Source organism: Pseudoduganella sp. R-32 (genome assembly GCF_049913245.1).
Taxonomy (GTDB): domain Bacteria; phylum Pseudomonadota; class Gammaproteobacteria; order Burkholderiales; family Burkholderiaceae_D; genus Rugamonas.
This window is the reverse complement of sequence record NZ_CP183987.1, coordinates 975,129-1,000,956: the sequence shown is the minus strand read 5'-3', so window position 1 is coordinate 1,000,956 and position 25,828 is coordinate 975,129. Positions and strand designations below refer to the sequence as shown.

Sequence of the window (25,828 nt, the reverse complement as noted above, 5' to 3'; positions counted from 1 at the left end):
CCGTCAGCAAATACTATTTGCTGACGGCGCGACTATTTCTTTCTAGCGCCACGCTTAAACGAGAAGCCTGGAATTGCTTCTTTTAGCCATAACTTCAGCGTAACGTCCGTTTGCCTCCAAGTGACCTTGAACCCGTTCATTCCGCGCACATCGTCAATTTGAATTGACCCAGAATGCTCCTCCAGCTTGATTGTCTTCTTCACCCAAGTTTGGAACTCGATCTTATCCTTGGCAGCCTGTTTGGATTCACGGGCGTTGTTGGCCGACACCTTCTTGGCCTGGCGTCCATTGTGCGCCTTCAACACCTTGACATTGTTTACCACTTCTTTCGGGAGCCCATACTTCAACATCGCATCAGGATCGGTCGTCTGAGCTAACGCTGCAAACTTGTTTACTTCCGAGATTGCGCGGTATTCAAGAAGACTGAAAAGCCACATGACATCGTGTGCATCAAAATTGTCTCCGCCCGAGACGAGCTCCGCAGTCGCAATCTCGTGGCGCGCTCTCAGTTCTGATGCGGTGTTCTCGCCGCTGTACGCCTTGGACAAAAAGTGCTTTGCCAGATTCTCCATTGCCGCCAAACGTGCAGCTTTATCTACCAGCTTATTCATGCTGCCACCATACGCAAAGGCACTACCTTGCCCGTCTCATTCGTTTTCCAGGCATCGAGCGTGTTGGCCCACTGCTGCATCATCTTTGCGCGGTCACTCAAATAGTCGGCATGGTTATAGGTGCGACGAACGGCATTCGACTCAGTATGCGCAAGCTGGCGCTCAATCCAGTCAGCAGGGAATCCCATGCCGTTTAGCAGTGTGCTGCCCGTGGTGCGGGTAGCGTGAGGGCTAAACTTTCCAGCCCAACCAAGGACGAACAAGGCTTGCCGAAAAGAGGCGGTCGCCATAGGCTTGGTTCGATCATCCCGATTCGGGAAGAGCAATGCATGGCGTCCGGTCACACCATTCAACGCACGTAACATTTCAACCGCTTGCGTCGGAAGCGGTACTACATGGTCTCGGCGCATCTTCATACGACTTGCGGGAATGCGCCAAATGGCCCCTTCTAAATCGAACTCATCCCACCTAGCTTCGGCAACCTCGCTAGGACGGCCCAGTGTCCACCACATAAGTTGGAATGCGCACGACGTTTCGAATTTGCCGCCATGCCCATCAAAATCACGCAACAACTGTCCGACTTCATCTGGGGCGAGGGCGCGCTTATGCTGGGTCTTATTAGACGGCAGCGCCTTGCGCACAGGATAGGTAGGGTCAGAGTCCGCTCGTAGGGTAGAAACTGCCAACTCAAAGACACCGGACATTGTGCGCCGGGCCTCCGCAGCCACGCTCGGCCCGTTCTTCTTTGCCGACGTCTGCATAACATCGAGGATGTGGGCTGGCGTGATTTGTTTGACCGGCAACATTCCGATTTTCGGAAAGACCACGCGAGCAAGCATGTCGAGTCTGCGTGTCTTGGTGACTGGCTCCCACGTCTTGAGCGCCACCCATTCACGCGCCACCGCCTCGAAAGTATTGGCGCTGTCCTGCTCCCGCTTCACGCGCTCCAATTGGCGATTATGGGCTGGGTTGATACCCTGCTTGACCAGCGCGCGCGCCTTGGCCCGCTCATCACGCGCCTCTGCCAAAGTGAAACTTCCGCCAGCCCGTCGAGCCAGTGCGGCCTCTAGCGTCTCTCCGTTTGGTGCCACAACGTATTCGCCGATTGCGAACACGCTTTCTTTAACCGCGCCCTCCCGGACAAGTTTGAAACGATAGCGCCACGCCTTTACGCCGTTTGGCTTCACTTCCAGATAGAGGCCCTTGCCATCAGTCAGTTTGTAGGGCTTATCTTGGGCTTTCGCGGTTCTGCACTTGGTATCGTTCAACACAGGTATGCTTCGCTTTCCTTGTACCCGCTTTTTTCGAGGCGGGTTTTGTGATCATACCCGCCAACATACCCGCTTTCATCTCAGATTTCAATGTCCAGCTCAGAGCTCCTCAGAATGAAAAAGCCCCGCATTCTCTAGGAAAGCGGGGCTTCTCGGTACGACTCGGAATTTCCAGGAATCAACTATCCGTTTAAACGTTGAACAGGAAGTTCAGCACGTCGCCATCCTTGACCACGTATTCCTTGCCTTCAGCGCGCATCTTGCCCGCTTCCTTGGCGCCGGTTTCCCCTTTGAACGCGATGTAATCGTCGAAGGCGATGGTCTGGGCGCGGATGAAGCCGCGCTCGAAGTCGGTGTGGATGACGCCGGCCGCTTGCGGTGCGGTATCGCCAACGTGGATGGTCCAGGCGCGCACTTCCTTCACGCCGGCGGTGAAGTAGGTCTGCAGGCCGAGCAGCTTGAAGCCGGCGCGGATCAGGCGGTCCAGGCCAGGTTCGGCCATGCCCATGTCGGCCAGGAAGGCTTCCTTGTCGGCGTCGTCCAGTTCGGCGATTTCCGCTTCGATGGCGGCACAGATGGCCACGATCGGCGCGTTCTGGGCTTCGGCGTACTTGGTCAGTTGGTCCAGCAGCGGGTTGTTGGTGAAGCCGCTGTCGGACACATTGGCCACGTACATGGCTGGCTTGGCGGTGATGAGGCACAGCGGCTTGATCAAAGCCATGTCTTCGGCGCCCAGGCCCATGGCGCGCACTGGCTTGGCTTCGTTCAGGTGCGGCACCAGGGTTTCCAGCAGGGCTACCAGCTTGGCCGAATCCTTGTCGCCGGAGCGGGCTTTCTTCTGCTCGCGGGCGATGGTTTTTTCCACGGTCGACAGGTCGGCCAGCGCCAGCTCGGTCTGGATCACTTCGATGTCGTCCAGCGGCGATACGCGGCCGGCCACGTGCACCACGTTGTCGTCTTCGAAGCAGCGCACCACGTTCACGATAGCGTCGGTTTCGCGGATGTGGGACAGGAACTGGTTGCCCAGGCCTTCACCCTTGGAGGCGCCAGCCACCAGGCCGGCGATGTCGACGAATTCCACGATGGCAGGCAGGATGCGTTCCGGCTTGACGATTTCAGCCAGCTGCTTCAGGCGCGGATCAGGCACTTCCACCACGCCGACGTTGGGCTCGATGGTGCAGAACGGGTAGTTCTCGGCCGCGATGCCGGCCTTGGTCAGTGCATTGAAAAGAGTGGACTTGCCGACGTTAGGCAGGCCGACGATGCCGCATTTGAGACTCATGGAAAACCTTTAAATGATATTGTTCTGCTACGGAATTTTCCGCAAATAGACCGAGATTGTACCCCAGAACATGTCAAGAACCGCCCATATCGCCCTGCTGGCCCGCTACAACGAGTGGATGAACAACAAGCTGTACGAAGCGGCGGCGGCCTTGCCGGCGAAGGAATTGACGGCAGACCGCGGCGCGTTCTTTGGCTCCCTGCTGGCGACCCTGAACCATATCGCAGTGGCAGACACCATCTGGCTGAAACGCATCGGCGTCCATCCGCGCTTTGCCGCCGCACTCGCGCCTGTGTTGGCCTTGCCGGCGCCGATCGCGCTGGATCAGCCGCTCTTCGATTCCCTGCCCGCCCTGCGCGAGCACCGGGCCTGGCTTGACCGCCTGATCCTAGACTGGAGCGCCGGCCTGACGGAGGCGGACCTGGACGCCGTCATCAGCTATCGCCGCATGAACGGCGAAGCCAACCAGCGGCAACTCGGGCTATTGGTGCTGCATTTCTTCAATCACCAAACCCATCATCGCGGCCAGGCCACCACCCTGCTGTCCCAGGCCGGGGTTGACGTGGGTACGACGGACCTGCTGTTGCTGGTTCCTGAGGCGGAGGTTTGAGCAGGATCAGATCCTGATACGCCTCTGGGCAATCGGCGATACGGGTATCGCTGGCGCTTGTAATATTGTTACCGATGGAAAATAATGCCATTAGTACAATATAGGAGCATTCATGGATTTGCTGTGGTTTATCGTGCTGGCGCTTGTGTCGCGCTGGGCCTGGCTCGCGCGCCGCGATGCCCGACAGGCACGCGAGCATGCCCTCGAGTTGCAGCGCGACCTTGCTGCGTTGGAAATCGCCCTTGCCGGCCTCCAGCAACGCACCGCTGCCCAGCAAGCAGCCGTCGCGCCGGAACCGCCAGCTGCAGCGGCGCCTTCCGTCGAGCGATCGCGGCCGGCCGAGCGCGAGCCGCTGCCAGCGCGTACCGCTGTGCTCCCAGAGCAAGCGCAGCAGCCAACGCCAGCGCCGGCACTGGCCGTCACACCTGCGGCGCCAATTGAGCAAGCCGCCACGCCCGAACCTCTGGCCGAGATAGCCGCCGCTGCATCGCCCACCGCAAATGCCGAGCCACCTGCTGCGCCGCGTCCAGAACCTGCTGCCAAGGCAAGCAGGGCCGAACAAGCCCCGGCTCCCGCGCGCCCACACCGGCCGCCAAGCGAGCCGCCAGCCTGGTTGACCGCCGCCCGGAACTGGCTGTTCGAAGGCAACCTGGTGGCGAAGATCGGCCTTCTCATCCTTTTCATCGGCGTCAGCTTCCTGCTGAAATATGCTGCCGCCCGCGTCACTGTGCCGATCGAACTGCGCCTGGCCGGCATCGTGCTCGCCGACCTGGCCGCGCTGGCATGGGCCTGGCGCATCCGCAACAGCAACAAAGGCGTCAGCCTGCCGCTGCAGGGCACCTGCATGGCGGTGCTGATGCTGGTGGTGTTTGGCGCCTTCCGCATCTACCACCTGATCCCGGGCGGCATGGCCTTCGTCATGCTGTTCCTGCTGACGCTTGGCACTTGCCTGCTGGCGGTGCTGCAAAACGCGCAATGGCTGGCCATCTTCGGCATTACCGGCGGCTTCGCGGCGCCGATCCTGGCGTCCACCGGCCAGGGCAGCCACGTCGGCCTGTTCAGCTATTACGCCCTGCTTAACGCCGGGGTGCTGGCGATCGCCCTCAAGCGCTCCTGGCGCGCACTGAACCTGCTCGGCTTCGCGTTCACTTTTGCCATTGGCACCGCCTGGGGCGTGCTGCGCTATGAGCCGCAGTTCTACCTGTCGGTGCAAGGCTTCCTGGCACTGTTCTTCCTGTACTACGTCGGCATCGCCGTCGCCTACGCCCACCTCGAGGCGCCCAAGCTGAAAGGCTATGTCGACGGCACGCTGGTCTTCGGCACGCCGATGCTCGCCGCCAGCCTGCAATTCGGCCTGGTCAAGGGCTTCGAATTCGGCATGGCCTATTCCGCCCTAGTACTTGGCCTGTTCTACGCCGCGCTGGCAATCTCGCTGGCGCGCCGCCGCGCCACCTACGGCCTGCTGGTCGATGCCTTCACCGCACTGGCTGTGGTGTTCGGCACGCTCGCCATTCCGATGGCGCTCGACGGCCGCTGGACCTCTGCCGCCTGGGCGCTGGAAGGCGCCGGCATCGTCTGGATCGGCCTGCGCCAGCGCCAGCCGCTGGCCTGGGGCTTCGGCCTGCTGGTACAGCTGGGCGCCTGGGTCAGCTTCATCGGTTCGGTGTCCGGCCTGGATCCGGAGGCCGCCATGCATTCCAACCTGTGGCTGGGCTTCCTGCTGCTGGCGATCAGCGCCTGCATCATGGCCATGCGTTTCCGCAGCCATTCCGGCGAAGAGGGCCTGGGCCGCCTGCAACTGCTGGGGGCGCTGTTTCTCGCCGGCTCCGCTATCTGGCTGGTCGGCGGCGCCTGGACCGAAGTCATTCTTCGCACCAGCGGCAAACTACAGGCCAACCTGCTGGTTGCCAGTGCCCTTGGCGCAGCCGTCGTCATGGCCCTGATCGGACGCCGCCTGGCCTGGCCAATGGCACGCGGCCTGGCCCTGGGCATACAACTGCTGGCGGGCCTGGTGCTGGCCTTCCTGCTCGCCTTGAACTGGCACGTTGCACCGATGTCGCCGGACTTGTTCGCCACGCCTTTCCTGGGCAGCGTGATGCTGCTGGCCGGCGCCGTGTTCAGCGCCTGGACGCTGAAGCGCCACGGCTCGCAATACCCGCCTGCCTGGTCGAATGCGGTACTGGCGTATGCCGGCGTATGGTGGCTGCTGGTGATCGTGCCGACGATTGCCAACTGGCTGCTGGCCCATTATGAACTCGCCACCACCGGCGACTTTGAGCCGCATAGCCCGTTGCGTGCCAGCGCCTACAACCTGGTGGTCGTCGCTACTACGCCGCTGTTCGTCAAGCTGGCGCAACGCCTGTCCTGGCCAGCCCTGCGCGCCGCAGTGCTGCCGGCATGGCTGCTGTTCGGCATGACTACGCTGGGCATGCTTGGCGCGCTGTATAGCAGCATCACGGTGCCCGCCGGCGAGGTATGGTTTGCCTACGCCGCCCTGTGGCTGCTCTCCGAATGGCTGATGCGTGGCGCAACGCTGGGCAAGGCGCCGCAAGTGGTCCTGCACACGCTGCGCAGCACCGGTCCCTGGCTGATGATCTGGCCGGTTGGCGCCTACTGGATTTCGCGCGGGCTGGAAGGCAGCGGCGCCGATCCGGCCTGGGCCAACTTCCTGCCGGCCTGGCTGATGATGGGCGGCCTGGCCTGGGTCATGCGCCGCGTGCGTGCCAACGGCTGGCCCGTGAAACCGGTAGCGGAGTGGTACCGCGACGTGTTGCTGCCGCTGGGCTGCGGCTGGTCGCTGCTGCTGGTGGCAGTCTGGAACCTGGGCCAGGATGGCGCAATGGCGCCGCTGCCCTACGTCCCGCTGGCAAATCCGCTTGACCTGACCAGCATCTTTGCGCTGCTGCTGTCGCTTGCCGCCTACCGCATGCTGCAGGACAAGCTCTCGCCCTACCGTCCACAGCTGCTGGCCGGCGCAGCATTGGTCGCCTACGCGTGGTTCAACCTCGCGCTGCTGCGCACCGTGTCGCACTACGTCGGCGTACCGTACCAGTTCGATCACTTGTTTGCATCGCAGTTCGTGCAAGCCATGCTCTCGCTGGTCTGGAGCGTGACCGCGCTGCTGTTGATGCGCTTCGCGGCCCGCAGGCAGGACCGGAAATTGTGGATCGCCGGCGCAGTACTGCTTGGTGTCGTGGTCGCCAAGTTGTTCCTGGTGGACCTGTCCAACGTCGGCGGCGTGGAGCGCATCGTATCCTTCCTCGGCGTTGGCGCGCTGATGGTCGGCATCGGTTACCTTGCCCCCTATCCGTCCGCGCGCGGCGGCGAAAATGAAAAGGAAGCAGCATGAACGCGTTGCTTTTGGCAGCTGCTGTCGCCACCACTGCGGTAAGCGATCTGCCGCAGGATTACACCCACCTCATTCCGCTATCGGTGAATGGCAAGCCAAGCGTGGTGCAATTGCAGTTGCCGCGCGATGCCTACCTGAATGCGCGCTCGCCGTCGCTCAACGATTTGCGCGTGTTCGATGCGCATGGCACGCCGCAACCATTTGCCCTGCGCCAGCCGGATGCGGCGCCAACCATCAGCCACCGGGCCCTTCCGGTGCGTATCTTCCCACTGATGGCGGAACGTTCCGACGCCCCGCTGGCAGGACTGGAAGTCAGCACTGCAAGCGATGGCCGCGTGCTCTCCGTCCGCCTGCCCACGCAACAGGGCGCCGCGCCGGCCGGCCGCACGCAGGAACGCCTGGCGGGACTGGTGCTCGACCTGCGGCAGGACGGCATGCAGCAAGCGCCTACCGTCGACGCGCTGCATTTCGCACTGCCGCCGGGCCGCAACACCTATACCGGCCAGGTATGGCTGGAAGCCAGCGACGACCTGAAACACTGGGATGCTATCGGCGTGGCGGAGTTGAGCTGGCTGGCCAATGCCAGCGCTGAAACACTTGCCAACGACAAGCTGGAATTCCCGGCCCGCCAGATGCGCTATGCGCGCCTCAGCTGGCGCAGCGGCGAGCCGCTCCCCTTCGCCAGCATCAGCGCCCAGTCGCCGGTTCAGGGGCCGGCTGCAGCGCCGCTCGAATCCTTGCTGCTGCAGCCGCAACCGGGCCGCGACCCGCGCGACCTGCAATACAGCAAACCGGCAGGCGTCACCGCTCGACGCGTCGGGCTGCAGATCGACAGCGGCAATATGGTGTTGCCCGCGATGCTGGGCAACTACGTCGAAGTACGTCGCACCGGCCAGTTCCGTTTCGAGCCGGCCCTGCACACCACGTTCTACCGCCTGGAGAAGGATGGCAAATCACGGCTCTCGGACGACATCGCGGTTCCGGCCTGGCTTGGCGACCGTTGGGTGCTGCGCTTCGACCAGCCACCGACGGTCAAACCCGCGCTGCGCGTAAGCTGGGTGCCGGCCACATTGGTATTCGTTGCCGGCGGCACCCCGCCCTATAAGCTGGCTGTGGGGCGCGACAAAGCCGCGCCGGCGAAGCGCGATATCAGGGAGGTGGCGCCCGGCTTTACCGAGGCAGAATTGCGCACGCTGGATCACGCTACGGCTGGCGCAGCGCAAGAGCAGCTTGAAGCGCTGGCCAACGCAGCCAAGCAGGCAAGCGCCGACAACAGCGCCGCCCAGAACCGTTTGATGATCCTGTGGGGCGTGCTGGTGCTGGGCGTGGCGCTTGTGGCGGGCATGGTGTGGCGCCTGATGCGGCAGGCCGGCGCCGGCTCCACTTAATTGGTATGCAGCTCCATCGTCGCCTTGGTGAAGTCGCCGGCGACGGCGGTGGGGATGATGCGCAGCGCTTTTTCGATCGCTTCTTCGATCAGCAATTGCTCTTCGCGGCGCGGGCGGTGCAGCACGAAATCGGCCACCGGCTGGTTCAGGTTCAGCGTGCGCGGATGGCCGATGCCGATGCGCAGGCGCCAATAGTCCTGGGTGCCCAGGGCGGATGTGATGTCCTTCAGGCCATTGTGGCCGCCGGACGAACCGCCCTTTTTCAGCTTGGCGGCGCCCGGCGGCAAGTCCAGTTCATCGTGCACTACCAGCACTTCGTCCGGTTGGATCTTGTAGAAGCGCGCAATGGCGCCGACCGACTGGCCGGAGCGGTTCATGTAGGTTTGCGGCTCCAGCAGCCACAGTTGGTTGCCGCCGATGATGGTCTTGGCCACCATGGCATTGAAGCCTGATTCGCGCTGCAGGCGCGCATTCGGCAGCGAGTTTGCGAGGTTGTCCACCAGCCAGAAGCCGGCGTTGTGGCGGGTTTGTTCGTATTCGGCGCCGGGATTGCCGAGGCCAACGATCAGGCGGATGGGCATGGTCTTGCGGTTGCGAGTGCAAAACCGCAGATTATACCCTTGCCCTCAACCGAGTAGTCCGCGCGCCAGCAAGGCAAGTTCGCCTATCAGTATCATGGCCATCATGCCGAATCCCCAGCGGCTGATACGGTCTACGTGATCGCGCAGGGCATCGATCTGGGCCTGCAGCGGTGCCACGGCCTTGGCAATCTCATCCCTTGTGTAAAGCTGCATTTCGAGACGAAGCTTCACGAAGCCGTCGTCAATGTATTGGCGCATGCCGGTGAACTGTGCGTCTGTGGAGGCCTGCATGCTGGCGAACTGTGCATCGAAGGAGGCCTGCATGCTGGCGAACCGCGCATCCATGTGCTGTCGCAGCAAGGCCAGTTCGCAATTGACGGCATCCAAGGCTTTCTCCTGTGCGGCAGTCCGGTCATCCGGGGTCAACTGTTCCATGGCGGCCTCCCGCTGTCGGCAAGCCACCATTGTTTGCCATTCTCGCGCTTTGTGCCTTGAACTGGCGCACAAGAAAGAGCGGAACTATTTCGGCGCTGCGCTGTCAGCGTTCCAGGTATCGCGCCAATACATCCACTTGCCGTTGACCTTCTTGTCCACCGACAGATACTTGCCGGTCTCGACCACCTTGCCGTCCTTGTCTTTCACCATATAGGTGCCGGACGACCAGCCCAGGTTGCCGCTTGCGCCGCTGTCCGATTTCTCGCCAAAGCTGAACACCATGCCGGACTTGCCGGCGCCCTGCGCCTCCTTCAGCAGGAATTCGCTGATGGCCGCACGGCCGGTGACTGCTGGCGCACCTGGCGGCATCAGTACCGCGTTTTCGTCGTACAGCTTGGCCAGTCCATCGCCGTCGGCTGCCGCGAAGGCTTTCAGCCAGGCCTGGTCGACCGCCTTGATCGCCGCACCATCCGCCTTGGCGTCGGCCGCCAACGCTGGCACAGCACATACGGCTACCAGCACCATAACCCCTGCAAGTTGCGCTTTCATTGGATCGTCCTCCCGTGGTGAAAAGTCATTTCAGCATAGAACACTTGACAACAGATTCCACCTGTAAGATATTTATTACACGTGTCTTTAATTTAAAACAGAAAGGACGTGCCATGAAATACCTGACTACCCTCATGTTTGCCGCAGTCCTGGCCGCCCCCGCCTTGGCCGCTGACGCGCCAATGACGGACAAGGAGCGCATCGACCAGCTGCTTGAACAAAACAGGATGCTGATCGCCCAGAACACCCTGCTGGCCGAACAATGCGAACGTCCCAAAACCAAGGAAGAAAGCTTCGCCCAATGCATGCAAGCAGCGCGTGGCGAAAAAGGGGCGATGGCGACCGAATCGGTCAGCGCCAACTGCCGCCTGCTGTTGAAGTGAGTGGAATGCAAAAGCTATTGCCAGTGCTGGAAGCGCTTGCCAATCCGCACCGCTTGCGCATCATCGCTGCATTGAAAACGGACGGCCGCAACTACGTCAGCCAACTGGCCCGCGACGTAGGCATCAGCCGCCCGCTGCTGCACCTGCACCTTGCCAAGCTGGAGGCGGCTGGCCTTGTCACCAGCAAGCACGAGCTTTCCAGCGACGGCAAGGCGCTGAACTACTTTGAAGTAGCCGATTTTCGCCTGACGCTCGATCCCGCTGCGATCGCGGAAGCTGCCAAACATCTCAACCTGGAAGGGGAATGACCGTATGTCCGAGCATATTTACCTGTTGACCCTGGGCCTGCCGTTGGCAACTGTACTGATTGTCTTTGGCATGAAGTACTGGTCCGCCGCGCACAAGGCGCACGCCGAAGCGGCCAACGCCGAGGCTTACCACGCACTGGCCGCGAAAGCAGCAGCCAGCCAGGCGGAAAACGCCGCCGCGCTGGCCGCCATGCAGGCCACGCTGGCCAACATGAACGGCCGTCTGGCCGAAGTCGAAACCATGCTGAAAGAGGTGGGCTGATGCTGGCCCGCCTGTGGCAGCGCGATGCGCGGCATGAAGGCGTCATGCGCATCAACATCTACCTGCTGCGCCTGCTCTATGCGCTGATGTTCTTCATGCTGGGCCAAACCACCTGGACTGAAATCCTGACCCACCAGGGCCCGTGGGAGCCGAACAAGGCTGTGGCATGGACCGTATGGACGGCTTTTGCCACGCTGGCAGGCCTTGGCTTGCTGCGCCCGGTGAAGATGCTGCCGATTATCCTGCTCGAGATCCTCTACAAGGTGATGTGGCTGGCCATCGTCGCCTACCCGCTCTGGTCGCGCGGCGAACTGGCCGGCTCGCCGGCGGAAAGTACCACCTATGCTTTCCTGGGCGTGCTGCTGGCCATTATTGCCGTACCCTGGGGCTATATCGCCAAGTCTTACTTCACCTGGCCCTCGAAAACCAAACCAGCCTGAACATGCCTTTCCTTGCCAGTGTCATGCTCGCCGCCGCGCTCACCGCGGCGGCGGAACCGAAACAGATTTACCAGATGTCGCCGCAGGAAGCGGGCGCCTTCATCGCCGAGGTGCGGCGTGCCGAACCCGACCTGCGCAAGCGCATCGCTACCGTCGGCCGGCGCAATATCGGCCAGCCGTACAAGCTGAACCTGCTGGGTGAATTCCCTTACGAGCTGCACGACACGCTGCCGATGTACAGCCTGTCCGCCAGCGATTGCCTGGTTTTCGCCGAGCACACCTATGCGATGGCGCTCAGCTCCTCGTGGGAGGAGTTCTTCTGGACGCTGCAGCGCATTCGATACAAGGACGGCGTGATCGGCGTAGCCAGCCGCAACCACTACATGGAAGTGGACTGGAACATCAACAACCACTGGCTGCTCTCAGATGCAAGCAGCGGCGCCAGCTATGCCATGCGCGTCGATCGTGCGCAGTTCCTCAAGGTCCAGCACCATGTACAGCGCGACATTCCAGTGCAGGACACGCAGGAAAGCTACCTGCCGGTTGAGCGCGCGCTGCGGGAGTTCGGTACGCTGGGCGAAGGCGATATGGTGGAAGTAGTATCTGTGCGCAAGGGCCAGCACATGGTGACCCACGTTGGCCTGGTGGTGCTTGATGCACAGGGAGCACGCCACTTCCTGCATTCTTCGGCGCCGGAAGTGCGCGAAGAACCGTTCGAAGCCTTTATCGCACGCACCCAGGCACGTGCCAACAATGGCCTGGCCGGCTTCAAGTTCATGCGCCTGAACGAGGCCATCGTGGTGCCGCCCTCGGCGCCCCAGCCGCGTCCCGGCGCGTAAGCAATAAAAAAGGGGACGTACCCCTTTAAAGGGTACGTCCCCTTTTTTTATTGCGGCGAAAGAGGATTACTCTTTAGCAGCAGCGGCTTCAGCAGCAACAGCGCCGGCTGGCACGGATGCGGTAGCGATGGTGGCATCGGAACCGTGGGTCACGATGGTCACGCCCTTCGGCAGGGTCAGCTGGGAAGCGTGGATCGACTGGCCGACATCCATCTTCGACAGGTCAACGGTCAGGAACTCTGGCAGGTCAGCTGGCAGGCAGGAGATTTCGATCTCGTTGGCCACGTGGCTGATGGTCGCTGCGTGCAGTTTCACAGCTGGGGACACGTCAGCGTTTTCGAAGTGCAGGGCAACTTTCACGTGCAGTGGCTTGTTGGCGTCAACGCGCTGGAAGTCAGCGTGCAGAACCAGTTGCTTGAACGCGTGCATCTGGAAGTCGCGCAGCAGCACTTTTTCCACTTTGCCGTCGATTTCCATGTCCAGGATGGACGAGTGGAAAGCTTCTTTTTTCAGCGCGTGGAACAGTGCGTTGTGGTCCAGGGCGATGGTCACAGGGGCTTCGGTGCCACCGTAGATGATGCCAGGGGTCTGGCCGGAATTACGCAGGCGGCGGCTCGCACCCGTACCTTGCAGATCACGTTTGAATGCTACAACTTTCATGGAATACTCCAAAAAATAAAACAAGGCTCGCGCCTTGTCGATAAACGAAGTGCCCCGCGACCAGGGCACTTCAAGAAATCGGCCGCGGCTTGCGCCACGGCCGGAAAAACTTTAGTCGACGAACAGGGAGATCACCGAGTCGCCCTTGATGATGCGCTTGAAGGTCTCAGCCAGCAGCGGTGCGCAGGTCAGTTGGCGGATCTTGCCGCAAGCCTTGGCAGCTTCGGACAGCGGGATGGTGTCAGTCACCACCAGCTCGTCCAGCGAAGAGCCGGAGATACGGTCGATTGCCGGACCGGACAGCACCGGGTGCGTGCAGTAAGCGGTTACTTTCTTGGCGCCGCGCTCTTTCAGCACTTCGGCAGCCTTGACCAGGGTACCTGCGGTGTCGACCATGTCGTCCATGATCACGCAGTTACGGCCTTCCACGTCGCCGATGATGTTCATCACTTCGGAAACGTTGGCTTTTGGACGACGCTTGTCGATGATGGCCAGGTCGCAGCCGAGGCGCTTGGCCAGGGCACGGGCACGCACCACGCCGCCGACGTCAGGCGACACGACCAGCAGGTCTTGCTCGGCCTTTTTCTGCAGGTCGCCCAGCAGGATTGGCGAAGCGTAAATATTGTCAACCGGGATATCGAAAAAGCCCTGGATCTGGTCTGCGTGCAGGTCCATGATCAGGACGCGCTCGACGCCGGCTTCTTCCAGCATATTGGCAACCACTTTTGCCGAAATGGCCACACGGGCGGAGCGCGGACGGCGATCCTGGCGGGCATAGCCGAAGTAAGGAATTGCAGCGGTGATTCGGCCAGCGGACGCACGTTTCAGGGCATCGACCATCAGGATCAGTTCCATCAGGTTGTCGTTGGTCGGTGCGCAGGTCGATTGCAGCACGAACACGTCTTTACCGCGGACGTTTTCGTTGATTTCGACCATGACTTCGCCGTCCGAGAACTTCGATACGACTGCTTTGCCGAGTGGGATGCCGAGATTTTTTGCGACCCCTTCTGCTAAGGCTGGATTAGCGTTGCCGGTAAAAACCATCAGGTTTTCGTAAGCCATTGGGAGTCCCGAGAGGTAGTGTTGAATTCTTGAGGCACTCCTGCGATACAGGAGCTTTTGTCTTAACCCTGGCTGGAGACTGCTGCCTCGACAGACCCAGGGAAAACGGTGGCAGGGGAACAAGGATTCGAACCTTGGTATGCCGGAATCAAAATCCGGTGCCTTAACCAGCTTGGCGATTCCCCTACTCTCAACTGACTGTCTTCCGTCAGTAGGCCGACATTATATAGCCTATTTCACGAAAAACCAAATCTTTTTACGCTTCACAACTTTGCGATGATCGGATGCTGTTTCAGTGCCCTCGCTTTCCATCCGGTCCAGGCGGCTGGCACTTTCGCAAGCACCGCATCGGCCTGTTCTTCGCTATGGAGGGCGACGAACACACAAGCTCCGGAGCCAGTCATCCTGGCGTCGCCGGCAGCGCCCAGCCATTCTACCGCTTCTGCTACCTGCGGGAATAAGCGGCACGCCACTTGTTGCAAATCGTTCTTCCCGAACTGCCGCAGATCTTGTCGATTTGCATGGTAGCTGGAAAAGTCCGACATCTTAACGGGCGGCGTATCCCTTGTCAAATGCTCGGAGGTAAAAATTTGCGCCGTCGGACAGGCCACGCCGGGCTCGATGACAACATACCAACAGTCAGGCGCATCAACCGCCTGCAGTTCTTCGCCAACGCCTTCGGCAAAGCCGGTCTGGCCAAAGATAAAGAAAGGCACGTCGGCGCCCAGCGGCAAGGCCAGCGCCATCAGCTCTTCGCGCTGCAGTCCTGCAGCCCACAGCTTGTTCAGCGCCATGAAAGTGGTGGCCGCATCGGACGAGCCGCCGCCCAGCCCGCCGCCCATGGGCAGGATCTTGTCGACCGTGATATTCACGCCTGGCGGCAAGGCGCCGGTGCGGCGCAAGACTTCGGCCTGCAGGATGCGGGCAGCGCGGATCACCAGGTCCTGCTCGACGGGCACGCCGGGGATATCGTTGGAGCGATGCAGTTCAGCATCGTCGCGCAGAGAGAAATGCAGGGTATCGCAGCGATCGATGATCTGGAATACCGATTGCAGCAGATGGTAGCCATCGGCGCGGCGGCCATTCACGTGCAGGAACAGGTTCAGCTTGGCCGGAGCCGGGCAGTTCAACAGGCTTTTCATGTTTATTCGGAGATGACGATCCGCAAGGCCATTTGCTGCACATCGCCTCCGCCCGGGTGCTCGGCGTCGATCAGTTTCGGGCGCGGCGGGGAGCTGTCGGGCTGCCAATCCGTATATTGCAGGTGCCAGCCTTCACGCGTGGTCACTTCGCTGTTGGCCGGGCTGGCCGACCATGGCTTGCCGTCGGCAGCGGTGGCGTGGCCCTGCAGCCAGCCGCGCAGGCCTGCTACCGGCAACGCCCATCCCAGCGCACGCGCGCTCAGCGCGTCGATGCTTGGCGCCGTCAGCGGCGGCTTGTTGCCGCCCTGGCGCAACGTGGCGCCCTCCGGCGTCACGCTGATATTGGCCACCTTGCTGCCGAAGGGATCAAACAAGGCGACCTCGGTGCTCTGCGCGTCCTGCTTCCAGTCAAATTTGACGGTGGAGGACTCCGGGTTGCCGTTCTTGATATAGCGCACGTTCAGGCGCCCCGACACGGCCAGGCTGTCGGCGTAGGGCGCGACAACGGCAGCGGATGGCGGCGCAGTTGGCGTGGTGGCGCAGCCGCACAGGATGGCGGCCGCGCCGGTGATGGCGGCGAGTGTCTTGAAGCTCATTAAATTCCTGCGTTGAGGCGCGCCAGCGTGCTGCGCAGCGCGTCGTTTTTTGGATCCTTGTCGCGGGCCTCGCGCCACAGCTTGGCGGCGCCGGCCTTGTCGCCCTGCTTCCACAGCACTTCGCCCAGGTGCACGGCGATTTCTGCATCGCCACGCAGCGCATAGGCCTGGCGCAGCGATTGCTCTGCCTCTTTCAGCTTGCCCATGCGGAACAGCACCCAGCCCATGCTGTCCATGATGTAAGGGTCGCCCGGCGCCATCTTCAGCGCCTTGTCGATCAGCTCATACGCTTCGTCCAGGCGCACATTGCGGTCCGCCAGCGAATAGCCCAGCGCGTTATAGGCGTGGTGGTTGTCGGGCACCGACTCGATCACCTTGCGCAGCGCGGTTTCCATCGCCTCGACCTTGCCCAGCTTTTCCGCGGCCAGCGCGTAGTCGTACATCAGGTCGGGGCTGTTGGGGAAGCGCAGCACGCCATCCTGCAAAGTCTTGAAGGCTTCCACTGCGCGGCCCGAGTCGCGCAGCAACTGGCCTTCCGTTTGCAGGATCTGCACCTGCTCGGCCTGGTCGGCCGGGGCGATCTCTTTTAACTGTGCGCGCGCGCCGTCGACGTCGCCTTTGCGTGCCGTGAGATGAGCGCGTTTCAGGCGAGCCGGCAGGGCGGCGCGGGCATCTTCGCCGTCGATCTTGTCCAGCCATGCCAGCGCGCCATCGAGGTCGCCCTTTTCTTCGGCGATCTGGGCCAGCAGCATCAGCGCCTTGTTCGGGTCGCGCTCAGGATCGGGAGCCGCCTCCAGCACTTCCACATAGCGCTTGAAATAGCCCTCGGCCGCCTTGCTGTCCTGTCCCTGCAGCGCCATGATGCCGAGCGCATACAGGGTGCCCGGATTGTCAGGCTGTTCTTTCAGCAGCAGCAGGAACTGTTCGCGCGCCTGGTCGTACTGCTTCTGCTCCACCAGCAGGCGGGCATAGGCCGAACGCACTTCGCGCGCGGCCGGGTATTTCTGCAGGAACTCGGCGAACAGTTTTTGCGCGCCATCGAGGTCGCCCAGCATTTGCCCCATGGTCAGCGTGGCCAGTTCCGAGTCGGGCCTGATCGCCACGGCTTTCTTCGCTTCCTCGCGCGCCCGCTCGGCATCGCTGGCGGCGCTGGCGCCTTGCGCCAGCACCAGGTGGGCTTCCTGCGTATTCAGGTAGGGCTGCAGGACGCGCTCCATCAGCCCGAAGGCGGCAGCCTTGTCCTTTGCGCGCAGCAGGAATTGCTGCATCTGGAACATCAGCAGCGGGCGGCCCGTCGGCGGCGAAGCTTTCAGGCGCTGCGCGAACAGGGTTTCCGCCTCGCCCAGGTCGTCGCCCAGGACGGCAAAACCGAGGAAATACTGTGCGGCCTCGTCGGAATCGGGCGCGAGTTCGCGCCACAGGCGGATCGCTGCCAGCGCTTCATTGCCCTGCTTGGCCGACAGCGCCATTTCGGAAGCGCGGCGCGCCAGGCGCGGGTCGCGCGTCTGCTGTGCCAGCACCATCATGGTCACATAGGCGCTTTGCCACTGGCCGCGTTTGAAATCGAGTTCGGCCTTGGTCAGCTTGTAGAACAAATCGCTGGTCAGTTCGACGTTGGGCAGCTTTTCGTCGAGCCTGGCGGCCTTGGCAATGGCATCGGCAGCCGGCGTGGCCGGCGCCACGGGTGCTGCGGGCTCAGGCGCAGCCTGTTCCGGTGGCACGACTGCGCAGGCGGACACGAGGGCCGACAGGGTTACAATGGCGAATGCGTTTTTCAAAGGAAGATCCTGCAAATCGGGCTCAAGACTTGATTCTACGCCAACCTGCAAGAAACCACCCTCATGCCTGAATTACCAGAAGTAGAAGTCACCCGGCGCGGCGTCGCCCCCCATCTCGAAGGCCGTATCGTGCGCGAGGTGGTGCTGCGCCGCGAAGGCTTGCGCTGGCCCTTCCCGGACGACTTGCCGGCGCTGCTGGCCGGCCGCCGCATCGTCGCGACCGGCCGCCGCGGCAAGTACCTGCTGCTGCAATTCGAGCATGGCTCGCTGATCATCCACCTTGGCATGAGCGGCCACCTGCGCGTGCTGCCAACCGGCATTCCGCCGGAAAAACATGATCATTTCGACATGATGGTGGAAGGCGCCGATGGCAGGCAGGTGTTGCGCCTGACCGATCCGCGCCGTTTCGGCGCCGTGCTGTGGCACGCGGCGGAAGACGGCGAACTGGAAGAGCACCTGCTGCTGCGCGGCCTGGGCGTGGAGCCGCTGGGCCCGCTATTTACCGGCAAGCTCCTGTTCGAACAGACCCGTACCCGCGGCGCGGCCATCAAGCAAGTGCTGATGGCCGGCGACATCGTGGTCGGGGTGGGCAATATCTACTGCTCTGAAAGCCTGTTTCGCGCCGGGATCAACCCGAAAACCGCAGCCAACCGCATCAGTGCCGCCCGCTACGACCGCCTGGCGCAGGCCATCCGCGACGTGCTGGCTGAGGCAATTGTGCAAGGAGGCAGCACTTTGCGCGACTTTATCGGGGTAAATGGACAATCAGGGTATTTCCAACAGACATATTTCGTCTATGATCGTGCTGGTGTGCCCTGCCGTTGTTGCGGCGCGCCTGTGCGCCAGATCAAGCAGGGCCAAAGATCCACTTTTTATTGTGTAAATTGCCAGAAATAACGAGAAGCTAATGGTACGGGACCTGGAACAATACAGCCAATGGCGCCAAGGCGTCATGGGCGCCGTCGCAAACTACCGAGACTGGATCGTGCAGGCCGATCTGTCCGATGCCGCGACCGAACAGCGCCTGGCGCAAACGCTGTCCAAACTGGCCGACGACAAGCTGTCGGTGGCCTTTGTGGCGGAATTTTCGCGCGGCAAATCCGAACTGATCAATTCGATCTTCTTCGCCGATTTCGGCCAGCGCATCCTGCCGTCGGCAGCCGGCCGCACCACGATGTGCCCGACCGAGCTGATGTACGACCCGGCCTACCCTGCCTGCATCCGCCTGCTGCCGATCGAAACGCGCGCCGAAAACCTGTCGACCAGCGACTACCGCGACGAGCCGCATGCCTGGACCGTGCTGCCGCTGCAGCTCGATTCCGCGGAACAGATGCAGGAAGTGTTCAAGCAGGTCAGCCTGACCCGCCACGTGCCGGTGGAAGAAGCCAAGCGCTACGGCCTGTACGACGAGAACGATCCCGACATGGGCGCCACGCTGGACAACAATGGCCTGGTCGAGATTTCGCAGTGGCGCCACGCCATCATCAACTTCCCGCACCCGCTGCTGAAGCAGGGCCTGGTGATCCTCGATACGCCGGGCCTGAACGCCATCGGTACCGAACCGGAACTGACGCTGAACATGATCCCGCACGCGCACGCCGTGCTGTTCATCCTGGCCGCCGACACCGGCGTCACCAAGAGCGACATCGAAGTATGGCGCACCCACATCGGCAATGGCGCCGGGCGCATGGTGGTGCTGAACAAGATCGACTCCATGTGGGATCCGCTGCGTACCGAAGAAGAAATCGAAGCCGCCATCGCGCGCCAGCGCGAGCACGCAGCCCATATGCTGGGCCTTGACGCGCGCCAGGTATTCCCGGTCTCGGCGCAGAAAGCGCTGCTGGGCAAGATCACCGGCGACCATGACCTGGTGCACAAGAGCCGCATGAAGCAGCTGGAGAGCGCGCTGTTCAACGAACTGATCCCGGCCCGCAAGGACATCATCCGCCGTCGCCTGGGCGACGAACTGGCGGCACTGAGCGGCGCCCAGTACGCGGCGCTGTCGGCCAAGACGCGCGGCATCGTCGAGCAACTGCTGGAGCTGAAAGGCCTGCGCGGCAAGAACCAGTCGGTGATCGCGCACATGGCGCGCCGCGTCGAAGCCGAGAAAAAGGAATTCGACGAAAGCCTGTTCAAGCTGCAGGCCACGCGCGCGGTGTTCACCCGCTTGTCCACCGAGCTGTATTCCAGCCTGGGCATGGGCATCCTGCGCGACAACCTGATCAAGGCGCGTTCGGAAATGCAGAACAGCCGCTTCACCACCGGCCTGCGCGATGCCATCAAGGTGTACTTCGACAGCATCCACGCCAACCTGGATGAATCGGAGCGCAAGATCGAAGAGATCCGCAGCATGATGGAAACCATGTACAAGAAGTTCTCGACGGAGCACGGCCTGACCCTGCCGATGCCGATGGCCTTCTCGCTGGCCAAGTACCGCGATGAAATCAATGAAGCCCACGGCATCTACGAGAAGCAGTTCGGTACCGCCGTCATGCTGACCACTTCGCGCGTGGTGCTGATGGAGCGCTTCTTCGATTCGGTGGCATCGGCCGTCAAGCGCTGCTTCAAGGCCGCCAATGCCGATACCGATGCCTGGCTGAAGGTCATCATGGCGCCGCTGGAAGCGCAGATCCGCCAGCACAAGGAGCAGCTGAAGCACCGCCAGCAGTCGATCGCACGCATCCACGATGCGACCGATACGCTGGAGCAGAAGATCGAGGCCTTCGAAACCACCCAGGCCGAGCTGGAGGCGCAAAAGGCCAAGCTGGCCGCGCTGGCCGCCGCCATCAACGATGCGATCTCGGCCGAGCATGTAGTCCTGGAGGCAGCGGCGTAATTGCAGTACGAAGACCCGAGCTTTTCTGCCACGCTGGTGGCGTGGCAGAAGAAACATGGCCGCCACGACCTGCCGTGGCAGAACACCCGCGATGCCTACCTGGTGTGGCTGTCCGAGATCATGCTGCAGCAGACGCAGGTGTCGGCGGTGCTGGGCTATTACGCGCGCTTCCTGGCGCGCTTCCCTACCCTCGCCTCGCTGGCTGCCGCTCCCGTGGAAGACGTGATGGCGCAGTGGGCCGGCCTGGGCTACTACACCCGCGCGCGCAACCTGCACAAGTGCGCCCAGCGCGTGGTGGCGGAATATGGCGGTGTCTTCCCTTCCGATCCGGCCTTGCTGGCCGAACTTCCTGGCATCGGACGCTCGACCGCAGCTGCCATTGCCGCCTTCTCGGCCGGCCGCCGCGCGGCCATCATGGACGGCAATGTGAAGCGCGTATTCGCGCGCGTGTTCGGCATCGATACTTATCCCGGCGAGCGCAAGACAGAAGAAGCCATGTGGGCACGCGCGGAAGCGCTGGCGCCGGCCGAGGGCATCGAGGCCTACACGCAAGGCTTGATGGACATGGGCGCGACGCTGTGCACGCGCAGCAGCCCTTCCTGCGAACGCTGTCCCATGCAACCGCGCTGCGTCGCCTTCGCCACCGGGCGCACGGCCGAACTGCCGGTGCGCAAGCCGAAGAAGGCCACGCCGCAGAAAGTGGCGCACATGCTGCTGCTGGTGGACCGCGGCCAGGTGCTGCTGGAACAGCGCCCGGCCGCCGGCATCTGGGGCGGCCTGCTGTCCCTGCCTGAACTGGCAGGCCACGCGGCCTTCGCCGCGCAGGACGCCGGGCCTGATGATTCAGCTGTCGCTGCCGCGGTGCAGCCGTTTGGCGTGATGGAATCGCTGGAACGCCTGCTGCCGGTAGTGCACGTCTTCACGCATTACAAGCTGCACATCCACCCGCTGCTGGTCAGCCTCTCAAGCCGCGCCGCCCTGGCCGGCGAAGGCCGCTATACCTGGCTTGATGCCTCCGTCCTGCCCGGCGCGGCCCTCCCCGCGCCCATCAAGAAGCTCGCGCTCGACCTGCTCGGCGAGCGCAGCCAGGCGCGCATGTTCTGACAGCAGTTACGACATGAACAGCTTGGCAACGCTCAATGCGGTTCCGATCACGCTGACGATACTTGCTGCCATCGCGCCGATCACCCATTTGATCAGGCGGGTCTCCATTTGCGCCATTTGCGTGCCCATGCGCGCCAGCTGCGTTTCCAGCTTCGCAAGGTCTTCTTTTGTCGCGTAGTTGGACATGATGACGGCGACGTTTTGCTCGAGTGCAGCAAAGCGTCGCTCATGTTCCAGGCCGGACTTTTCTTGTTCCTCGATCACCTACGCCTCCCAAGTCCCATCATCGTCCCTGGAAGCCGGTCTTTCAAGCAGGCCCAGGTGCGAATCGGCTTGAGCCAGCGCAAACTTAGCGCAGGCGGCGCGTCAGCAAGTTGCTCAAGGGGCGCGCGAGGAACAGCAGCAGGAAGGCCGAGTTGGCAATGCCGGCGACCTGGCCGGCCACCACGACGGTCACGATGGCGATGACGACCATGATGCCGGTGCGGGTGCATGCCGCAACATAGGTCGCCTTGTCCATCGGATGCGCGCACAACTCTGGATGGCGGTAAATGCGCGTGGCGACCAGCAGCGAGCCGATCGACATCAGGCACATCACTCCCGCATACACCGCTTGCGCCAGTTGCGACAGATAGCGGCTGTTTACTGCGGAAGCGAAGGGCAGCAGGCTGGCGCCTGCCAGCAACAGGATGGTGTACCACAGCAAAGGCGTATCCACATGGCGCACATAGCTGAACAGGCGATGGTTGGCGGTCCAATAGAGCGCCAGTACCAGGAAACTCAACACCCAAGAGATGAAGGTCGGCGCCAATTCCTGCAAGACTCCCAGCAATTCGGCGCTGTTATGCGTAGTGGCGTGTTCCGGCAAACGCAATTCGATCACCAGCAGCGTCATGGTGACGGCGAAGATGCCGTCAACCAGGGCTTCGATGCGGTGCTTGCTGAGTTGTGGGGTGGTGGCAATGGAGGCAGTGATGTCGGTCATGGTTCTTCTGGCAAGTTTAGCTTGCCAGAAGATTAACCTGTGACGCACACCGATGCAAGCTAGAGGTTTTCCAGCGAATAGATGCGGCGGTGCTCGGCGATGGCATAACGGTCGGTCATGCCGGCAATGTAGTCTGCCACGCGGCGCGCCTGTCCGGTCACATCGCCGCGCTCGGTGCGGTAATCGGGCGGCAGCAGCGACGGGTCGGCGGTGAACGCTTCATACAGCTCGCGCACCATGCGGCTGGCCTTCAGGCGCATGCGGTTGACCTTGTAGTGGCGGTACAGGTTCTCGTGCAGGAAGCGCTTGAGCTCCGTGGCATCCTTGCGCATCTGGTCGGAAAAGCGGAGCAGCGGCGGCGCGGCGCGCACGTCTTCCATGCTTTGCGGATGGTGCGCGGCGATGCGCTCCTGCGAGGTGGCGATCAGGTTGTCGGCCAGGGCGGTGATCAGGCGGCGCAGCGTTTCGTAGATGGCGCGGCGGCCGGCCAGACCCGGGTGCGCATCCTGTACCTCGCGCCACAGGCGGCCGAAGAATTCCACTTCCTCCAGCTGCGCAATGGAGATCAGGCCGGAACGCAGGCCGTCATCGATATCGTGGCTGTTGTAGGCGATTTCGTCGGCCAGGTTGGTCAGCTGCGCTTCCAGCGAAGGCTGGGTCTTGTCGAGGAAGCGCTGGGCGACGTCGCCCAGCAGGCGGGCATGATTGACCGAGCAGTGCTTCAGGATGCCTTCGCGCGTTTCGAACATCAGGTTCAGGCCATCGAAAGCACCATACTGTTCCTCCAGCAGGTCGACCACGCGCAAGCTTTGCAGGTTGTGCTCGAAGCCGCCATGCTCCTTCATGCATTCGTGCAGCACGTCCTGCCCCACATGGCCGAACGGCGTGTGGCCCAGGTCGTGCGCCAGCGCGATGGCTTCCACCAGGTCTTCGTTCAGGCGCAGGTTGCGCGCCAGCGAACGGCCGATCTGGGCTACTTCCAGGCTGTGCGTCAGGCGGGTACGAAACAGGTCGCCCTCGTGGTTGAGGAAGACCTGGGTCTTGTATTCGAGCCGGCGGAAGGCGGTCGAATGGATGATGCGGTCGCGGTCGCGCTGGAACTGCGAACGCGAGGCATGCGGTGTTTCGGGAAAGCGGCGGCCGCGCCCCTTGTCCGAATGTGCTGCGTAGGGGGCGAGCGTCTCTTCCATATTACTCCGTGCAGGCGGCCAGGGTTTGCAGCAGCAGGTCTTGCGGCGCCGTCGTGATGCGCGCCTTGCCAAGCGGATCGAGCAGGATGAACTTGATCGCCCCGCCCTCGTTTTTCTTGTCCACCTCCATCAGTTCCAGCCAGCGTTCGGCGCCCAGGTCCGGCGCCGCGATCGGCAGGCCGGCGGCGGACACCAGGTCGCGGATGCGTTCCACCGTGGCGGCGTCGATGAAGCCCAGGCGCTGCGACAGGTCGGCCGCCATCACCATGCCGCAGCCGACCGCTTCGCCGTGCAGCCAGGCGCCATAGCCCATGCCTGCCTCGATGGCATGGCCAAAGGTATGGCCGAAATTCAGGATCGCGCGCAGGCCGCCTTCGCGTTCATCCTGGCGTACCACATCGGCCTTGATCTCGCAGGAGCGCGCGATGGCGTAGGCCAGCGCGCCCTTGTCGCGCGCCATCAGCAGGCCCATGTTCGCTTCGATCCATTCGAAGAACGGCACGTCGATGATGCAGCCGTACTTGATCACTTCCGCCAGGCCGGCCGACAGTTCGCGCACCGGCAGCGTTTCCAGCGTGGTGGTGTCGGCGATCACCGCCTTCGGCTGGTAGAAGGCCCCAATCATGTTCTTGCCCAGCGGGTGGTTGATGCCCGTCTTGCCGCCGACCGAGGAATCGACCTGGGACAGCAGGGTGGTCGGCACCTGCACGAAGTCGACTCCGCGCATATAGGAGGCGGCGGCATAGCCGGTCATGTCGCCGATCACGCCGCCGCCCAGCGCCACCAGGGTGGTCTTGCGGTCGGCCTTGCTGGCCAGCAGGGCGTCGAACACCTTCATCAGCGATTCCCAGTGCTTGTGCTCCTCGCCGTCCGGCAGCACCACTTCGATCACCTCCTTGCCGGCGGCGGCCAGCGGCGCGCGTACGCGCTCCATGTATAGCGGCGCCACGGTGTCGTTGGAGACGATGGCGACTTTCTTGCCGCCCACGTATTTGGCCAGCAGGCCGGCATCGTCCAGCAGCGCAGGGCCGATGGCGATCGGATAACTGCGCTCGGCCAGGTCGACGTTGAGCAGGATGTTGGTTTGTTCGTTCATCGCGGGTTGTGCTTTGGTGATGCAATTGGGCGCGGCCTGGCAGGCCAGCGCATCGAGCTGGTTGATGATGTTCTGCACCATCGATTGTACGTTGGGGCGGCCGGTGTCGATGACCAGGTCGGCCATGTCCATGTACAGCGGCTCGCGCTGCGCCAGCAGTTCTTCGAGTTTCTTGCGGGGGTCGGCCGTTTGCAGCAAGGGCCGGTTCTTGTCGTGCGCGGTACGCGCCAGGATCGAGTTGATCGACGCACGCAGGTAGATGACGGTGCCGCGCTGTTGCAGCAGGGTGCGGCTGTCCTCGTTGAGGATGGCGCCGCCGCCGGTGGCCAGCACGATGCCTTGCTGGCTGGTCAGTTCGCGGATGACTTCCGCTTCGCGCCGGCGAAAGGCCGGCTCGCCTTCGATCTCGAAGATCCAGGGAATGGAAGCGCCGGTGCGGCTTTCGATCTCATGATCGGAATCGACAAACCGCAAGCCCAGCTTGCGGGCCAGTTGGCGACCTATGGTCGTCTTGCCAGCCCCCATCAATCCGACTAAGTATACATTTTGCATTCACGCATGATAGCGCAAATTACACTGCAGCAGCCTGCCGCCGGGCAGGCGCTGCAGTGGGTGCCGCTTATACCGTCTTGACGGTAATGGTGTTGGTGCTGACGTGGTCGACGCCTTTGACGCCGGCGGAAATCTTGATTTCCAGGCCAGCCGGCTGGTTAACGCCTTTCACGCTCAGCTTCTCGCTGACCTGGCCATTGCTGTCCGTGGTCGCACCGCTGTTGCTGATGGTGCCTGCAGAGGTACTGAACAGTACAGTTGCGCCAGGCACGGCCTGGTTGCCGCCATCCTTGACGGTGGCAGTAATCGTCACTTCCGTGCCGTCGACGCCAGAGGCGGCAATGGTATCGGAGCTGGAACTCACCACCACACTGGAGGCCTTCGGCGTCAGCGGATCGGGATTGGTGGGGCTGACGCCAGGGTTGCCGCCGCCGCCGCCGCAAGCTGCCAGCAGGCTGGCGCAAGCCAGCGCGCCAACCAGGCCGGACAGTTTTCGGAATACTACGTTTGCCATGTTCT

The 25,828-nt window shown here is 62.4% G+C and carries 27 protein-coding genes and 1 tRNA gene; 11 read left to right on the top strand and 17 right to left on the bottom strand.

Going from position 1 to position 25,828, the window contains the following annotated elements:
• Nucleotides 1–32: 32 nt before the first annotated feature.
• The 3 genes from ACN9MU_RS04665 to ychF form a co-directional block, all read right to left on the bottom strand.
• A complete protein-coding gene (locus ACN9MU_RS04665) occupies nt 33–611 on the bottom strand; it encodes a hypothetical protein (RefSeq protein ID WP_426344237.1) in 579 nt (192 codons plus the stop codon).
• Nucleotides 608–1,882, bottom strand: coding sequence for a tyrosine-type recombinase/integrase (locus tag ACN9MU_RS04660; RefSeq protein WP_426344236.1), 1,275 nt, complete (start codon nt 1,880–1,882; stop codon nt 608–610). The genes ACN9MU_RS04665 and ACN9MU_RS04660 overlap by 4 nt, the downstream gene beginning before the upstream one ends.
• A gap of 190 nt (nt 1,883–2,072) precedes the next feature.
• A complete protein-coding gene (gene ychF / locus ACN9MU_RS04655) occupies nt 2,073–3,164 on the bottom strand; it encodes a redox-regulated ATPase YchF (RefSeq protein ID WP_426320770.1) in 1,092 nt (363 codons plus the stop codon).
• A gap of 70 nt (nt 3,165–3,234) precedes the next feature.
• Between ychF and ACN9MU_RS04650 the strand changes: the two genes are divergently transcribed.
• The 3 genes from ACN9MU_RS04650 to ACN9MU_RS04640 all read left to right on the top strand — a co-directional run bounded on the left by ACN9MU_RS04650 (nt 3,235) and on the right by ACN9MU_RS04640 (nt 8,511).
• Nucleotides 3,235–3,774, top strand: coding sequence for a DinB family protein (locus ACN9MU_RS04650; protein WP_426344235.1), 540 nt, complete (start codon nt 3,235–3,237; stop codon nt 3,772–3,774).
• 112 nt (nt 3,775–3,886) lie between these two features.
• Nucleotides 3,887–7,123 carry a DUF2339 domain-containing protein gene (locus tag ACN9MU_RS04645; protein WP_426344234.1) on the top strand — a complete coding sequence of 1,079 codons (3,237 nt, stop codon included), beginning with the start codon at nt 3,887–3,889 and terminating at the stop codon, nt 7,121–7,123.
• Nucleotides 7,120–8,511 (top strand): DUF3999 family protein, encoded by a 1,392-nt coding sequence (locus ACN9MU_RS04640; RefSeq protein ID WP_426320766.1) that lies wholly within the window; start codon nt 7,120–7,122, stop codon nt 8,509–8,511. Before ACN9MU_RS04645 ends, ACN9MU_RS04640 begins: the two co-directional genes overlap by 4 nt.
• On the opposite strand, the gene pth is transcribed toward ACN9MU_RS04640, so the two are convergent.
• From pth to ACN9MU_RS04625, 3 genes are all read right to left on the bottom strand, one after another.
• Nucleotides 8,508–9,092 (bottom strand): aminoacyl-tRNA hydrolase, encoded by a 585-nt coding sequence (gene pth, locus ACN9MU_RS04635; protein WP_426167863.1) that lies wholly within the window; start codon nt 9,090–9,092, stop codon nt 8,508–8,510. The two genes, ACN9MU_RS04640 and pth, sit on opposite strands and share 4 nt — an antisense overlap.
• 45 nt (nt 9,093–9,137) lie before the next feature.
• Entirely contained in the window at nt 9,138–9,527 is a 390-nt protein-coding gene (locus tag ACN9MU_RS04630; protein WP_426167861.1) for a hypothetical protein, read from the bottom strand.
• 84 nt (nt 9,528–9,611) lie between these two features.
• Nucleotides 9,612–10,076 carry a YybH family protein gene (locus ACN9MU_RS04625; protein WP_426320763.1) on the bottom strand — a complete coding sequence of 155 codons (465 nt, stop codon included), beginning with the start codon at nt 10,074–10,076 and terminating at the stop codon, nt 9,612–9,614.
• 113 nt (nt 10,077–10,189) lie between these two features.
• On the opposite strand from ACN9MU_RS04625, the gene ACN9MU_RS04620 reads away from it, so the two are divergent.
• From ACN9MU_RS04620 to ACN9MU_RS04600, 5 genes are read left to right on the top strand one after another with little or no spacing between them, the layout of a single operon-like run.
• Nucleotides 10,190–10,459 (top strand): hypothetical protein, encoded by a 270-nt coding sequence (locus ACN9MU_RS04620; protein ID WP_426167857.1) that lies wholly within the window; start codon nt 10,190–10,192, stop codon nt 10,457–10,459.
• Nucleotides 10,460–10,464: 5 nt separating this feature from the next.
• Nucleotides 10,465–10,767, top strand: coding sequence for an ArsR/SmtB family transcription factor (locus ACN9MU_RS04615; RefSeq protein WP_426167855.1), 303 nt, complete (start codon nt 10,465–10,467; stop codon nt 10,765–10,767).
• Between the two features lie 4 nt (nt 10,768–10,771).
• Nucleotides 10,772–11,029 (top strand): hypothetical protein, encoded by a 258-nt coding sequence (locus ACN9MU_RS04610; protein ID WP_426320761.1) that lies wholly within the window; start codon nt 10,772–10,774, stop codon nt 11,027–11,029.
• The gene (locus tag ACN9MU_RS04605) at nt 11,029–11,469 is read left to right on the top strand and encodes a hypothetical protein (protein ID WP_426167851.1); all 441 of its coding nucleotides are present in this window, start codon (nt 11,029–11,031) and stop codon (nt 11,467–11,469) included. The genes ACN9MU_RS04610 and ACN9MU_RS04605 overlap by 1 nt, the downstream gene beginning before the upstream one ends.
• 2 nt (nt 11,470–11,471) lie before the next feature.
• Nucleotides 11,472–12,308 (top strand): N-acetylmuramoyl-L-alanine amidase-like domain-containing protein, encoded by an 837-nt coding sequence (locus ACN9MU_RS04600; RefSeq protein ID WP_426167849.1) that lies wholly within the window; start codon nt 11,472–11,474, stop codon nt 12,306–12,308.
• 66 nt (nt 12,309–12,374) lie between these two features.
• On the opposite strand, the gene ACN9MU_RS04595 is transcribed toward ACN9MU_RS04600, so the two are convergent.
• The 6 genes from ACN9MU_RS04595 to ACN9MU_RS04570 form a co-directional block, all read right to left on the bottom strand.
• Nucleotides 12,375–12,968, bottom strand: coding sequence for a 50S ribosomal protein L25/general stress protein Ctc (locus tag ACN9MU_RS04595; RefSeq protein ID WP_426167847.1), 594 nt, complete (start codon nt 12,966–12,968; stop codon nt 12,375–12,377).
• A 111-nt stretch (nt 12,969–13,079) separates the two neighbouring features.
• Nucleotides 13,080–14,030, bottom strand: a complete 951-nt coding sequence (locus ACN9MU_RS04590) for a ribose-phosphate pyrophosphokinase (RefSeq protein WP_057264651.1) — start codon at nt 14,028–14,030, stop codon at nt 13,080–13,082.
• 109 nt (nt 14,031–14,139) lie between these two features.
• Nucleotides 14,140–14,216: transfer RNA gene (locus ACN9MU_RS04585), tRNA-Gln, on the bottom strand.
• A 77-nt stretch (nt 14,217–14,293) separates the two neighbouring features.
• Nucleotides 14,294–15,172, bottom strand: a complete 879-nt coding sequence (gene ispE / locus ACN9MU_RS04580) for a 4-(cytidine 5'-diphospho)-2-C-methyl-D-erythritol kinase (RefSeq protein WP_426167845.1) — start codon at nt 15,170–15,172, stop codon at nt 14,294–14,296.
• 2 nt (nt 15,173–15,174) lie between these two features.
• Entirely contained in the window at nt 15,175–15,768 is a 594-nt protein-coding gene (locus ACN9MU_RS04575; RefSeq protein WP_426320756.1) for a lipoprotein insertase outer membrane protein LolB, read from the bottom strand.
• A complete protein-coding gene (locus ACN9MU_RS04570) occupies nt 15,768–17,546 on the bottom strand; it encodes a tetratricopeptide repeat protein (RefSeq protein WP_426336873.1) in 1,779 nt (592 codons plus the stop codon). Before ACN9MU_RS04570 ends, ACN9MU_RS04575 begins: the two co-directional genes overlap by 1 nt.
• Nucleotides 17,547–17,609: 63 nt before the next feature.
• Between ACN9MU_RS04570 and mutM the strand changes: the two genes are divergently transcribed.
• From mutM to mutY, 3 genes are read left to right on the top strand one after another with little or no spacing between them, the layout of a single operon-like run.
• Nucleotides 17,610–18,443, top strand: coding sequence for a bifunctional DNA-formamidopyrimidine glycosylase/DNA-(apurinic or apyrimidinic site) lyase (gene mutM, locus ACN9MU_RS04565; protein WP_426344233.1), 834 nt, complete (start codon nt 17,610–17,612; stop codon nt 18,441–18,443).
• Nucleotides 18,444–18,453: 10 nt separating this feature from the next.
• Nucleotides 18,454–20,382, top strand: coding sequence for a dynamin family protein (locus tag ACN9MU_RS04560; RefSeq protein WP_426167837.1), 1,929 nt, complete (start codon nt 18,454–18,456; stop codon nt 20,380–20,382).
• Nucleotides 20,383–21,486 (top strand): A/G-specific adenine glycosylase, encoded by a 1,104-nt coding sequence (gene mutY / locus ACN9MU_RS04555; protein ID WP_426344232.1) that lies wholly within the window; start codon nt 20,383–20,385, stop codon nt 21,484–21,486.
• Between the two features lie 6 nt (nt 21,487–21,492).
• Here mutY and ACN9MU_RS04550 read toward each other — a convergent pair whose 3' ends face one another.
• From ACN9MU_RS04550 to ACN9MU_RS04530, 5 genes are all read right to left on the bottom strand, one after another.
• Nucleotides 21,493–21,750 carry a hypothetical protein gene (locus tag ACN9MU_RS04550; RefSeq protein WP_426320749.1) on the bottom strand — a complete coding sequence of 86 codons (258 nt, stop codon included), beginning with the start codon at nt 21,748–21,750 and terminating at the stop codon, nt 21,493–21,495.
• Between the two features lie 85 nt (nt 21,751–21,835).
• Nucleotides 21,836–22,471 (bottom strand): TMEM175 family protein, encoded by a 636-nt coding sequence (locus ACN9MU_RS04545; RefSeq protein ID WP_426167831.1) that lies wholly within the window; start codon nt 22,469–22,471, stop codon nt 21,836–21,838.
• A 59-nt stretch (nt 22,472–22,530) separates the two neighbouring features.
• Nucleotides 22,531–23,661 carry a deoxyguanosinetriphosphate triphosphohydrolase gene (locus ACN9MU_RS04540; protein WP_426344231.1) on the bottom strand — a complete coding sequence of 377 codons (1,131 nt, stop codon included), beginning with the start codon at nt 23,659–23,661 and terminating at the stop codon, nt 22,531–22,533.
• Between the two features lies 1 nt (nt 23,662).
• Nucleotides 23,663–25,282 carry a bifunctional shikimate kinase/3-dehydroquinate synthase AroKB gene (gene aroKB / locus ACN9MU_RS04535; protein WP_426172115.1) on the bottom strand — a complete coding sequence of 540 codons (1,620 nt, stop codon included), beginning with the start codon at nt 25,280–25,282 and terminating at the stop codon, nt 23,663–23,665.
• A gap of 94 nt (nt 25,283–25,376) precedes the next feature.
• Nucleotides 25,377–25,823 carry an Ig-like domain-containing protein gene (locus ACN9MU_RS04530; RefSeq protein ID WP_426167827.1) on the bottom strand — a complete coding sequence of 149 codons (447 nt, stop codon included), beginning with the start codon at nt 25,821–25,823 and terminating at the stop codon, nt 25,377–25,379.
• Nucleotides 25,824–25,828 lie beyond the last annotated feature (5 nt).

Coding starts and splice junctions, on each gene's coding strand:
- ACN9MU_RS04590 (WP_057264651.1), bottom strand. CDS start 14,030: ATGGCTTACGAAAACCTGATGGTTTTTACCGGCAACGCTAATCCAGCC.
- ACN9MU_RS04540 (WP_426344231.1), bottom strand. CDS start 23,661: ATGGAAGAGACGCTCGCCCCCTACGCAGCACATTCGGACAAGGGGCGC.
- ACN9MU_RS04600 (WP_426167849.1), top strand. CDS start 11,472: ATGCCTTTCCTTGCCAGTGTCATGCTCGCCGCCGCGCTCACCGCGGCG.
- ACN9MU_RS04595 (WP_426167847.1), bottom strand. CDS start 12,968: ATGAAAGTTGTAGCATTCAAACGTGATCTGCAAGGTACGGGTGCGAGC.
- aroKB (WP_426172115.1), bottom strand. CDS start 25,282: ATGGGGGCTGGCAAGACGACCATAGGTCGCCAACTGGCCCGCAAGCTG.
- ACN9MU_RS04605 (WP_426167851.1), top strand. CDS start 11,029: ATGCTGGCCCGCCTGTGGCAGCGCGATGCGCGGCATGAAGGCGTCATG.
- ispE (WP_426167845.1), bottom strand. CDS start 15,172: ATGAAAAGCCTGTTGAACTGCCCGGCTCCGGCCAAGCTGAACCTGTTC.
- ACN9MU_RS04645 (WP_426344234.1), top strand. CDS start 3,887: ATGGATTTGCTGTGGTTTATCGTGCTGGCGCTTGTGTCGCGCTGGGCC.
- ACN9MU_RS04610 (WP_426320761.1), top strand. CDS start 10,772: ATGTCCGAGCATATTTACCTGTTGACCCTGGGCCTGCCGTTGGCAACT.
- pth (WP_426167863.1), bottom strand. CDS start 9,092: ATGCCCATCCGCCTGATCGTTGGCCTCGGCAATCCCGGCGCCGAATAC.
- mutM (WP_426344233.1), top strand. CDS start 17,610: ATGCCTGAATTACCAGAAGTAGAAGTCACCCGGCGCGGCGTCGCCCCC.
- ACN9MU_RS04620 (WP_426167857.1), top strand. CDS start 10,190: ATGAAATACCTGACTACCCTCATGTTTGCCGCAGTCCTGGCCGCCCCC.
- ACN9MU_RS04625 (WP_426320763.1), bottom strand. CDS start 10,076: ATGAAAGCGCAACTTGCAGGGGTTATGGTGCTGGTAGCCGTATGTGCT.
- ychF (WP_426320770.1), bottom strand. CDS start 3,164: ATGAGTCTCAAATGCGGCATCGTCGGCCTGCCTAACGTCGGCAAGTCC.
- ACN9MU_RS04545 (WP_426167831.1), bottom strand. CDS start 22,471: ATGACCGACATCACTGCCTCCATTGCCACCACCCCACAACTCAGCAAG.
- ACN9MU_RS04615 (WP_426167855.1), top strand. CDS start 10,465: ATGCAAAAGCTATTGCCAGTGCTGGAAGCGCTTGCCAATCCGCACCGC.
- ACN9MU_RS04650 (WP_426344235.1), top strand. CDS start 3,235: ATGTCAAGAACCGCCCATATCGCCCTGCTGGCCCGCTACAACGAGTGG.
- ACN9MU_RS04560 (WP_426167837.1), top strand. CDS start 18,454: ATGGTACGGGACCTGGAACAATACAGCCAATGGCGCCAAGGCGTCATG.
- ACN9MU_RS04640 (WP_426320766.1), top strand. CDS start 7,120: ATGAACGCGTTGCTTTTGGCAGCTGCTGTCGCCACCACTGCGGTAAGC.
- ACN9MU_RS04575 (WP_426320756.1), bottom strand. CDS start 15,768: ATGAGCTTCAAGACACTCGCCGCCATCACCGGCGCGGCCGCCATCCTG.
- ACN9MU_RS04630 (WP_426167861.1), bottom strand. CDS start 9,527: ATGGAACAGTTGACCCCGGATGACCGGACTGCCGCACAGGAGAAAGCC.
- ACN9MU_RS04530 (WP_426167827.1), bottom strand. CDS start 25,823: ATGGCAAACGTAGTATTCCGAAAACTGTCCGGCCTGGTTGGCGCGCTG.
- ACN9MU_RS04665 (WP_426344237.1), bottom strand. CDS start 611: ATGAATAAGCTGGTAGATAAAGCTGCACGTTTGGCGGCAATGGAGAAT.